The organism is Nocardia sp. NPDC004260 (genome assembly GCF_053603155.1).
The window spans coordinates 1-10,524 of record NZ_JBSGEZ010000132.1; the positions used below are offsets into that span (position 1 = coordinate 1).

At 66.3% G+C, this 10,524-nt stretch carries 6 protein-coding genes and 4 pseudogenes; 9 read left to right on the plus strand and 1 reads right to left on the minus strand.

Features of this window, described 5'->3' with window-relative positions; translation table 11 throughout:
* The 7 genes and pseudogenes from ACWEO7_RS36695 to ACWEO7_RS36725 form a co-directional block, all read left to right on the plus strand.
* Window positions 1-545, plus strand: a pseudogene (locus ACWEO7_RS36695) (Tn3 family transposase); the annotation flags it as partial.
* A 146-nt stretch (window positions 546-691) separates the two neighbouring features.
* Window positions 692-1,582: pseudogene (locus ACWEO7_RS36700) on the plus strand (Tn3 family transposase); the annotation flags it as partial.
* Window positions 1,583-1,866: 284 nt separating this feature from the next.
* On the plus strand, window positions 1,867-2,733 hold the full coding sequence (locus tag ACWEO7_RS36705; RefSeq protein ID WP_452430144.1) for a tyrosine-type recombinase/integrase: 867 nt from the start codon (window positions 1,867-1,869) through the stop codon (window positions 2,731-2,733).
* 194 nt (window positions 2,734-2,927) lie between these two features.
* Window positions 2,928-5,057 (plus strand): tyrosine-type recombinase/integrase, encoded by a 2,130-nt coding sequence (locus ACWEO7_RS36710; RefSeq protein ID WP_452430146.1) that lies wholly within the window; start codon window positions 2,928-2,930, stop codon window positions 5,055-5,057.
* Window positions 5,058-5,084: 27 nt separating this feature from the next.
* Window positions 5,085-5,477 (plus strand): annotated as a pseudogene (locus ACWEO7_RS36715) (Tn3 family transposase); the annotation flags it as partial.
* Window positions 5,478-5,513: 36 nt separating this feature from the next.
* Window positions 5,514-6,104: a DUF1877 family protein gene (locus tag ACWEO7_RS36720; RefSeq protein ID WP_452430148.1), complete on the plus strand. Its 591-nt coding sequence runs from the start codon at window positions 5,514-5,516 to the stop codon at window positions 6,102-6,104.
* Between the two features lie 208 nt (window positions 6,105-6,312).
* Window positions 6,313-7,302, plus strand: coding sequence for a tyrosine-type recombinase/integrase (locus tag ACWEO7_RS36725; RefSeq protein ID WP_452430150.1), 990 nt, complete (start codon window positions 6,313-6,315; stop codon window positions 7,300-7,302).
* 84 nt (window positions 7,303-7,386) lie between these two features.
* Here the strand turns inward: ACWEO7_RS36725 and ACWEO7_RS36730 are convergent, their stop codons facing one another.
* Window positions 7,387-8,292: a phosphotransferase enzyme family protein gene (locus tag ACWEO7_RS36730; protein ID WP_452430151.1), complete on the minus strand. Its 906-nt coding sequence runs from the start codon at window positions 8,290-8,292 to the stop codon at window positions 7,387-7,389.
* A 237-nt stretch (window positions 8,293-8,529) separates the two neighbouring features.
* Between ACWEO7_RS36730 and ACWEO7_RS36735 the strand changes: the two genes are divergently transcribed.
* Both ACWEO7_RS36735 and ACWEO7_RS36740 read left to right on the plus strand, forming a co-directional pair.
* Window positions 8,530-9,774, plus strand: a complete 1,245-nt coding sequence (locus ACWEO7_RS36735) for an IS110 family transposase (protein ID WP_452430153.1) — start codon at window positions 8,530-8,532, stop codon at window positions 9,772-9,774.
* A gap of 191 nt (window positions 9,775-9,965) precedes the next feature.
* Window positions 9,966-10,094, plus strand: a pseudogene (locus tag ACWEO7_RS36740) (IS3 family transposase); the annotation flags it as partial.
* Window positions 10,095-10,524 lie beyond the last annotated feature (430 nt).

The following is a 10,524-nucleotide window of genomic DNA, read 5'->3' on the forward strand; positions in this document are numbered from 1 at the left end:
TGCGGCAGTTCACTCCTGCGGTGCTCTCGGCGGTGCGGTTCGCCGGCGGCACCGCGGCCACGGAGCTACTGCTCGCGGTGGACATGCTGCGCGAGTTGAACGCGACCGGCCGCCGCAAGGTATTCGACGAAGCGCCGGCCGGGTTCGTCCCGACCAAGTGGCGCGGCTACCTCGAGGAGGCCCGGAAATCGGGCAGCGCCACCGCATATCGGCACTACTGGGAGTTGTGCGTGCTGCTGGGGCTGCGGGACGGTTTGCGCAGCGGGGACGTGTACGTGCCGGGCTCGCGCCGCTACGCGGACCCGGCCGCCTATCTGCTCACCGCCGGGCAATGGACGCCGCAGCGGGCCGAGTTCTGCCGCCTGGTCGGCAAACCCGCCGATCCCGGCGAAGCCCTGGCCGCGGTGATTGATGAGCTGCACGAGGCAGTCGGCGAGCTGGGGGAGGTGATATCCGATGGTGACGGGCCGGTGCGTGTGGACGAGACCGGGGATCTGGTGATCTCGCCGCTGACCGCCGAAGACGTTCCCGCTGAGGCGGTTTCGCTCAAGGCCGAGCTGACCGAGATGGCGAGCTGGGGGAGGTGATATCCGATGGTGACGGGCCGGTGCGTGTGGACGAGACCGGGGATCTGGTGATCTCGCCGCTGACCGCCGAAGACGTTCCCGCTGAGGCGGTTTCGCTCAAGGCCGAGCTGACCGAGATGCTGCCGTTCGCGCCGATCGTGTCGCTGCTGATCGAGTTGGACAAACGCACCGGCTACTTGGACTGCTTCACCCACGCCTCGGGCAAACAGACCCGCACCCCGGAGCTGAAACGCAATCTCATCGCGGTGCTGCTGGCCCACTCGACGAACCTGGGGTTGACCCGGATGGCGGAGGCCTGCGGCATCTCCTACGACATCCTCGCGTGGACAGCGGAATGGTATGTACGGGAAGGGACCCTGCGCGCGGCCAACCTCGCGATCATCGACTACCACCAGCGGCTTCCGCTGACCACAGTGTTCGGTGCGGGCACACTGTCCTCGAGCGACGGGCAGCGGTTCCCGGTGCGCGGCAAGTCGACCTCGGCGCGGGGGATGGTCATCCACGGCGGCCGGGTGCTGTCGACCTACACCCACGTCACCGATCAACACGCCACCTACGGCACGAAGATCATCGTCGCCACCAAACGCGAAGCACACTACGTGCTGGACGAAATCCTCGGCAACGCCACGGATCTGCCGATCACCGAACACGCAACCGACACCCACGGCGTGACCCTGGTCAACTTCGGGCTGTTCGACCTGCTCGGCATGCAGCTCTCGCCCCGGATCCGGGACCTGGGAAAGATCACCCTGTACCGGCCCGGCACCCGCCGGGACGCCGAAGCCCGGTTCCCGCACGCCGGACCGTTGATGACGCGGCGGGCCAATCTCGAGCTGATCGACGAGCACTGGGACGACCTGCTCCGGTTGGCCGGGTCGCTGAAGTTCGGACACGCCACCGCGTCACTGCTGGTCGGCAAACTGTCCGCGTCCGGGCGGCAGAACACCCTCGCCACCGCACTCAAGGAGTACGGGGCCCTGCGCCGCACCATCTACGTATTAGTTACGTGGAATCTGACCGTGGGGCAGAGGTCATCTCCCCACGGCAGCAGCCACGAACTAGGGAGATGGGATTGGGCAACGGCACTGTGGTGCTGGACAAGTGGCCGGTCTTCGGGCGGCACGATCGAGCGGCCGAATGGTTGCAGGTGTGGACTGATCTCGGGCGAGCACCCCGCACGATCGACGCCTACGCCCGCGGATTGGCCGAATACCTGCTCATGTGCGATCGGGCAGGGGTCGATCCGGTCGCCGCGAACCGGGCGCATATCGCCGCGTATGTGCGTGAGCTTACCGAGCGGCCGAGTCATCGCGGCGTGAACATCGTGTCGATCGACTCGGGATCCGGGCTGGCCAATGCCACGATTCAGCAGCGGATCGTTCCCGTTCGGCTGTTCTACGACTTCCTGATGGAGGAGGGACTGCGGGAGTCCAATCCCGTTGGGAGAGGCCATTATACCCCGCGCGGCCGACGCGGTGGACATCAGCGTGGCCTGGTTCCGCGAATGACGAAGCTGCCGTGGATTCCGACCGAGCAGCAGTGGTTGACGCTGCTGGAGGTCGCCGCCGGGGAGCCGATCCGCAATCGGGTGATGCTCGCCCTGGCCTATGACGCGGCGCTGCGGCGTGAGGAGCTGTGCTCGCTGCGCACCGACGATCTCGACCCGGGGCGGCGGACGCTGCGGGTGCGGGCGGAAACGACGAAGAACCGGCTGGAGCGGGTGGTGCCGTATTCGGCACCGACCGGTGTGCTGCTGTCGGGATATCTCGCACACCGGGCGACGATCAGCCGGGCCCGCGGCCCGCTGTTCCTGTCCGAATCCCGCCGCAATCGCGCACAACCGCTGACGCTGTGGACGTGGTCGAAGGTCATCCGCAGACTCGCGCTCGACGCCGATCTGCCGCGGTTCTCGACGCACACGACTCGGCATCTGTGCTTGACCGATCTGGCCGGGATGGGCTGGGAACTGCACGCTATCGCCACTTTTGCTGGTCATCGCAGCACCGAGTCGACACTCACCTACATCCATCTGTCCGGCCGCGACCTCGCCGACAAGCTCAACAAGGGCATGGATCAGATCCACGGCTGGCGTGTGCAGATGCTCACCCGCCTGGGCCAGCCGTCTATGGAAGCGGCGGCGCGGTGAGCCCGCGATCTTCAGCGGCTGCCAACAGGCCGGCCGCAACACGAACCTGGACATGGCCTGTCGATACCGTCTGCTACGACCGTCGTCCCGACCTCAGCCCCGCCGAGCGCGCCGCGCTGGTCCAGCTGGGCACGAACGTGCGCCGCCGCCGCGGCTACGACCCTGACGCACCCCAATGGCACGTAATCACGCGGTTGCTGCGGCCTCTCGACGACGCTCGCGCCGCGATGTGGTGCCCGGATTCCCGGTATTACCAGCGCGCGATCACCGATGCCATCGGGCTGATCCTGATACGCAGCGCCGAGAACGGCATGGCGTTCTGGGGATGGTCGGAGCAGGACTGGGTGCGGCTGATCGGTACCGGCGCAAGGGATTTCGAGCGATCCTGGCCTGGCTGGGTCGACGGCACCATCCGCCCCTACCTCACCGCCTACGCCTACCTGCTGACCGGATTCACCAGCTTCCACCTCCTCGGCCGCGCCGACAAGCAGCCGCTGGCATGGCGCACTTTCGGTAAGGACACCGTGCAGGACGTTGTGGGGCGGCTCGCCGAGATCCTCAACATGTGGGGATACCGCGTCGGCTCACCACACGACGATCGGTTCAGCGCTGTGGTCTGCCTTGCGCTGCTGCTCAACCGGAGCCCACGACTGGAAGACCTCACCACCGAAGCGTTCGAGCAGCTCCTGACCCACCCGGCTTTGGCCCGCTGGCAGATCGGCACGCTGCACGGCATCCAGCGCGCAGTGGCCGCACTGGGGCATTGCGCACCTCCGTCGATGGCCAAACACGGGTCGATGCCGATGATCGAGGGCACGCACCAGCAGTGGGCGGACTGGATCGAACGCTGGTACGCGACATCCACTCTCACCCCGAAGGTTCGCGGCATCTTCCGCGGGGCCATGGCCAAGGCAGGACGTTGGCTCGCCGACGAGCACCCCGAGATCGTCGAGCCCGGCCAGTGGACGCGCCAGACCTGCGCGGCCTGGGTCGCGTCCGTGGACCGCATGCTCGTCGGCGACTACATCCAGCGCACGTTCGGGCTCTCCAAACAGTCCGGCAAACCGCTGAGTCCACGTACCAAAGCGGTCTATCTCACCGCGACCAGGACCGTCTTCCGGGACCTGCAGGAATGGGAGTGGATACCGCGCCGGTTCGATCCGACCTCGGCACTGGCGACTCCGCGCAGCGTTTTGTCGGTGATCGGCCCGAATCCGCGCGTGATCGCCGATGATGTGTGGGCGAAACTGTTGTGGGCAGGTCTCAACGTCGAGCCCGACGATCTCCCGGCGGTCACGAATCGCCCCTGCTATCCGATCGAACTCGTCCGCGCGATCACCCTGACCTGGCTGTTCGCTGGCCAGCGCAGCGATGAGATCGCCCGGCTACGGGTCGGCTGCATCCGCTGGCAGCACGATGGGATGCCGATACCCGGTGACACCGACGAGGTCCTTGCGCGAGATGCCGTGTGTCTGTTGAACATTCCGACGCACAAAACCGGCACTGCCTTCACCAAGCCGGTCGATCCGCTGCTCGGACAAGCGATCGAGGCATGGGAGGCCGTCCGGCCCGAGCAGCCGAAGATGCTGGACCGCAAGACCGGCGAGCACGCCGATTTCCTGTTCGCCTTCCGCGCCCGTCACGTGGGCAAGGCCTACATCAACACGGCGATCATCCCGGCGCTCTGCCGCAAGGCAGGCGTGCCGACCGCCGATGTTCGCGGCAATATCACCAGCCACCGGGCTCGATCCACCATCGCGACACAGCTCTACAACGCCAAGGAGCCGATGACGCTGTTCGAGCTGCAAGCCTGGCTCGGCCATTCATCTCCGGCATCGACTCAGCACTACGCCAAGATCACCCCGAACATCCTGGCCAGGGCCTATGACGACGCCGGCTATTTTGCCCGCAACGTCCGCACGATCGAGGTCCTCGTCGACCGCGACGCCGTCACTTCCGGCGAGGCCGCCAGCGGCGAGCCATGGCAGTACTACGACCTGGGACACGGCTACTGCACCTACAGCTTCTTCGAGCAGTGCCCACACCGAATGGCTTGCGCCCGTTGCGACTTCTACACCCCGAAGAACTCCAGCAAGGGTCAACTGCTGGAGGCCAAGGAGAACCTGCAACGGATGCTGGCCAGCGTCCCGCTCACCGACGACGAACGCGCCGCCGTCGACGACGGACAGACCGCGCTCGACCACCTTCTCGAGCGACTGGTCGACGTTCCCACACCAACCGGCGCGACGCCGCGGGAAATCGGCGCGCCGACGACCGTCACCCTACTGCCGATCGTCTCGGTGAACACGGGCAAATCGGCATGAACTTGACATTTCAGATTCCACAGAACCGCCCGCTACCTGTCTGATCCGGACTATCGGCGCAAGATCTCCCGCCAGCTCAACAAGGGCGAATCCCTGCACGCGCTGCGCCGCGACCTGCTCTACGCGCACGAGGGCACGATCCGCGCCCGCCAGCTCGACGACCAAACCGAGCAAGCCTGGTGCCTCACTCTTGCCACCAACGCGGTCATCGCCTGGACCACCGAGTATTACGGGCTCGCCGTGGACCAGATGCGCCGGGCCGGACGCCGGATCGACGACGATGTACTGGCACATATCAGCCCGGCGCACAGCGAGAACATCAATTTCTTCGGCGCCATCGAGGTCGACATCGATGCCGAGCTTGCCCAGCTTGGGCCTACCGGCTACCGGCCGTTGCGGGTCCGCGACACCCTATTCTGACCCCGACCCCAGTGCTCCGATTCCTACGATATGAGGATGGGCCTCGATGCTGAATACCAGGCAATTCCTTACGAACCGCTGTTGGCACGTGCGATGTGGGATCGCGAGGCCGCCGAGGAGGCAATCCAGTTCTTCGGCAGCTTGGCCACCGAGGATGTCGCGAATTCGCCGTATTGGGATGATCCGATCTGGCTGGAGCTGGCCCCGGTCGCTCGTCGGATCGTGAGGGAGCGGCCCGGCATCCTGGACCGGACCTTCTCCACGCGGGCGTGGGACGCCGTGTACTGGTTGCTTGCGCCCAACCGCCGGAAGCAGGAAGGACGGAATCCGAGCGGGTTGGCCGAGATCGTGGTGTTCGGAGCGGAGCCTTTTGTTTCGGGTGCGACTGCGGTACAGGGGAGTCCGCTCCGGTTTGTTCGACCGGCCACAGCGCGCACCGCGGCTGTCTATGTGGAGAACATGCGAGAGATCGCTCCACGATTGTTCGACGCCGATGCCATGGAAGCGGCCGGTGTCTACAAGGCACCGTGGGACCTCGACTGCCTCATCGAGTTGCTGGCCGAGTACGCCACTCTCTATCAGGCTGCTGCTGATCTGGACGAATGCGTACTCGTCAGGCATGGCTGAACCGGCACGGGCCCCCGAATCAGAGCACGAGCCCGAACACACGCTATTGCCGAATATCGTCGTTCGACAGCGTTGCCCAAGCGATCTCTTTACCCCGGATAGCGGCCTGTTATCCCGGGGTAAAATGGGATCCGGCCTGCGGCGATCCCACCGCGACGGCGACGCGAAGCACCCCCGTTATCCGGGGCAAGCACGGAGAGGTGGGCCGATGGCGGCGACCGTGACCCGGATCCACACCGCCGCACCCCGCACCCTGCGCGGATCCGCCGAGGCGTTCCTGGACACCCTCAAGCCCGGCAACACCCGCCGCGCGTACAGCATCGCGGTCGTCAAGACCGTCGACCAGCTCGACGGCCGCAGTCCCGGCCCCAGTCGGACCTTGGGCTCGGTCTCCGACGACGAGATCGGCGCGGCCCTGGAATCCCTCTGGGGTCAAGCGGCGGTCAATACCTGGAACGCGCGCCGCGCCGCGGTCACGAAGTGGCTGTCCTGGTGCCGCGAGCAAGGCTGGGACGCCCCGAAGGTCCCGGCATCGGCCGCCCGATCGACCCCGCCGGACTCGGAGACACCGGTCCGATCGCGGACCGCGATCGACCGGCTCATCTCCCGCCGCGAGGTCCATCTGCGGGAGAAGACGCTCTGGCGGATGCTGTATGAAACCTGCGCTCGCGCAGAGGAACTGCTCCAGCTCAACATCGAAGACCTCGACCTGGCAAGCCGGTGCGCCCGGGTCAAGTCCAAGGGCGCCAAACCCCGCACCCGCCGCCGCGGTGCCGCCCACCACGAACACGTCCTGGAAACCGTGTACTGGGACGCCGGCACCGCCCGGCTCCTTCCCCGGCTGATCCGTGGCCGGACTCGTGGACCGGTGTTCGTGACCCACCGCCGTCCCGGACCCGGGAAGTACCTCGCCGACCGCGACCTGTGCCCTGACACAGGCCTCGCGCGCCTGTCCTACGACCAAGCCCGCGACCTACTCGACGCCGCCACCGGTGAGCCCGGCACCGGCTGGGACCTCCACGAACTCCGGCACTCCGGGCTCACCCACCTCGGCGAATCCGGCGCAAGCTTGCTCGAGCTGATGGCCAAGTCACGGCACCGCAAGGCCGAGAATCTACGCCGCTACTTCAAACCCTCACCCCAGGCCATGCGCGAACTGACCAGCCTCATCGGCCCCGCCGCTTCCCGCACCCACTGACCAGCAGCTACGCCATATCCGCCCGAAATTCGGCCGATACTACGGCGACCCCGATTCTTACCGGCACCCCTAATTAGGCGAGCCTCACCAGTCCCGACCCCCGATCGCCCTCGCCCAACCTAGGTGGACCTGCGCGCGGGGGAGGCCCCGGACGCGGAACCACGCGGCGTTGACCACAGCCGTATAGCGGAGAGCGAGTGGTAGCGCGATCCGTTCCGCCGCCGCGACTGGCGCGATCTCGGTGTAGCCGGCGAGCACCAGGTTCCCAGCCTGAAGCGGATCGCCGCCTTCGGCTTCCGCGATGCTGAGCGCGGACTGGGCGATATCCAGCAGCCGGATGTTGTGCTCCGCCGTTTCGAGGTCGAAGATCGTGGTTATCCGGTCGTCGGCCACGTGGACATTGCCCAGGTGAAGGTCGCCGTGGATGTTGGCGGTGGGAAGGCCTGTCGTGAATAGCCCCGAGGTGCCCGCCAACAGACCGTCGAATTCGACGCGGTCGTCGGGCGCAAGGTTGTCGAGTTCCTCGGACAGGACTTCTGGATGCAAGGCGTCGTGGTGGTCCAGCGTGAGATTAGCAGTGGCATGGTGGAATTGCGCCAAAGTCCGCCCGAAGTCTTTGGCCAGGGCGTCGGACATGTCGCATGTGGAGGTTCCTGCCACGTACTCGTCGATGGTGAACGCGAGGTCTCCCTCATCGCCCACGACGTGGCCCGTGATCAGACGCAACGGAAGCGGAGTGTGTAGCCCATGAGCCCGCAGGGCCCGGCGGAGTTCGATCTCCCGTGCCACGCCCGCCCGGGTTTGGTTGCGGAGCACGCGTAGCGCGAGCCGCGTCTTGTCGGCGAGTACCACCCGGAAAACGTCGTTGGCGAAACCTGTTCCCATCCGGTCGATTGACATAACGGGTACATCGCTGAACTGGGCTATCATCCGTCGCAGCATTGCGTCTAAAGGTTCGGTCGAAGGCTGCACTGTGGGCGCTGCGGTCACTCCTGTACCTCTGTTCTTGCAGACACCGATCCGGTGTGTGTGGTAGGGATGGGAGCCGGGGTGACGGCCCGTAGTGGTAGCCCTTCGAGGGCCTCGATGACACTTGCCGCCCCCGGTTCCTCGGGATCGGTTGACCGACAACAGAGGGATGCCGCCGGTAGCGCCGGTGAGTGACCATTCGGGGACCGGTCCCATGCCCGTCACGTTCCTGCCGGGGTCTCGGTGGAAGTGAAGGTGATGGGATTGGTGCTGGAAGAAGCGGCGTTTTTCGTCGGGATCGACTGGGCCACACGCGAGCACGCGGTGTGCGTGCTCGACACGGCAGGCAAGAAGGTCGCGGCGTTCATGATCGCCCACACCGCGGCCGGGTTCGCGAAGCTCGCCGCGCGCCTGGCTGGTCTGGGGGCCGACCCCGCCGGGGTGCCGATCGCGATCGAACGCCCCGATGGCCGCTTGGTCGATGCCCTGCTGGAGGCGGGGCATCCGGTGGTGCCGGTCAAACCGAACGCGATCAAAACCTGGCGCGAAGGCGAAGTTGTCTCCGGAGCCAAGTCCGATGCCGGAGACGCCCTGGTGATCGCGGAATACCTGCGGCTCAAAGCCGCTCGCTTGCGTCCGGCGATACCGTTCAGCGACGACACCAAGGCGTTGCGCACCGTCTCGCGCACCCGCACCGACCTCGTTGACGCGCGGGTGGCTGCCGGCAACCAGCTCGCGGCTCTGCTGGACGCGCATTGGCCCGGCGCGAAGGAAATCGTCGCCGACGTGACCAGCCCGATCAGCCTGGCGTTTCTGACTCGCCACCCGACCCCGGCCGCCGCCACGACCTTGGGGCTCAAGCGGATGACGGCGTTCTGCGCCAAACACGGCTACTGCGGGCGCCGCAGCCCCCAAGCCCTGCTGGAGCGGCTGCGCTCGGCACCGGCCGGGTCCACCGGTCCCGCGCTCACCGAAGCCCTGCGTGACGCGGTTCTGGCCCACGTCACCGTGCTGACCGCGCTGGGCACCGCGATCAAGGACCTGGACCGGTCGATCGCTGCGCATCTGGCCGAACACCCCGACGGAGAGATCTTCGCCTCGTTCCCGCGCGCCGGGACCGTGAACGCCGCCCAGATCCTCGCCGAATGGGGCGACGCCCGAGCCGCGTTCGCCAGCCCAGAAGCCGTCTCCGCGCTCGCCGGTTTGGTGCCGGTGACCAAAGCCTCCGGCAAACACCGCGCCGTGGTGTTCCGATGGGCCTGCAACAAGCGCCTGCGAGTGGCGATCACCACCTTCGCCGACAACTCCCGCCACGCGAGTCCCTGGGCCGCCCAGGTCTACCGCCGCGCTCGCGCTTCGGGCAAGGACCACCCCCACGCCATCCGCGTCCTGGCCCGCGCCTGGGTCCGCGTCATCTGGGCATGCTGGCAGAACCGAACACCCTACGACCCGGCCCTCCACCACGCGGCGCAACCACACCTGAACACCGCCACAGCGGCCTGATTCAACACATGAGGTTGACACAGAGGGTGTCATCGGTGGAGACCCTTCAGTCGGCGGGCCGGTAGGTCGGCATTCGACAACTGTAATGAACCGTCCTGGGTTGGTTGGAGACTCCCGTTTTTGCAAGGGAGACTGCATTCTTGGGTGCACCACGGAAGTTCGACGAGGAGACCCGTGCTCGGGCGGTTCGGATGTATGAGGACCGGATCCGCGAGCACCGCGAGTCGATGGCCACGGCGCGACGGCATGTGGGCGCGTTGCTGGATATCAAGCCGGCGACGCTGCGGAACTGGGTCGAGAAGTCCGAACGACCGGCCGCCGACCGGGATCCGGTGTCGGTTTCGGAGTCCGAGGAGTTGAAGGCACTGCGTCGCGAGGTCTCCGAGAACGCCAGATCCACCGGGGACAGCGTGAAAAACCGGAACAACTCCTCCCGGCTGATCTGCGGGAACCCCCCGTAGACGCTCCAACTCCTCGTCCGCGAACACCCTCGTCGCCACGAACCCCGACCTCCAGCACGCCGATCAAACCCTCCTCGGCAGCCAAGCCAAAGCACCAACCACGCCACCCCGCACACCGAACGCGAAAATCCTTCTCTACCAGCCGTTCACGCCATATCCGCCCGAAATTCGGCCGATACTACGGCGACCCCTAACTTGAGTTTTAACCTCTGAGCTGGGTTTTTATCCTGTTCGGCGGGGTCGTGGCCCGGGGGGTTTGGATGGCTTCTGGTTGCTGGGTGTTTTGATG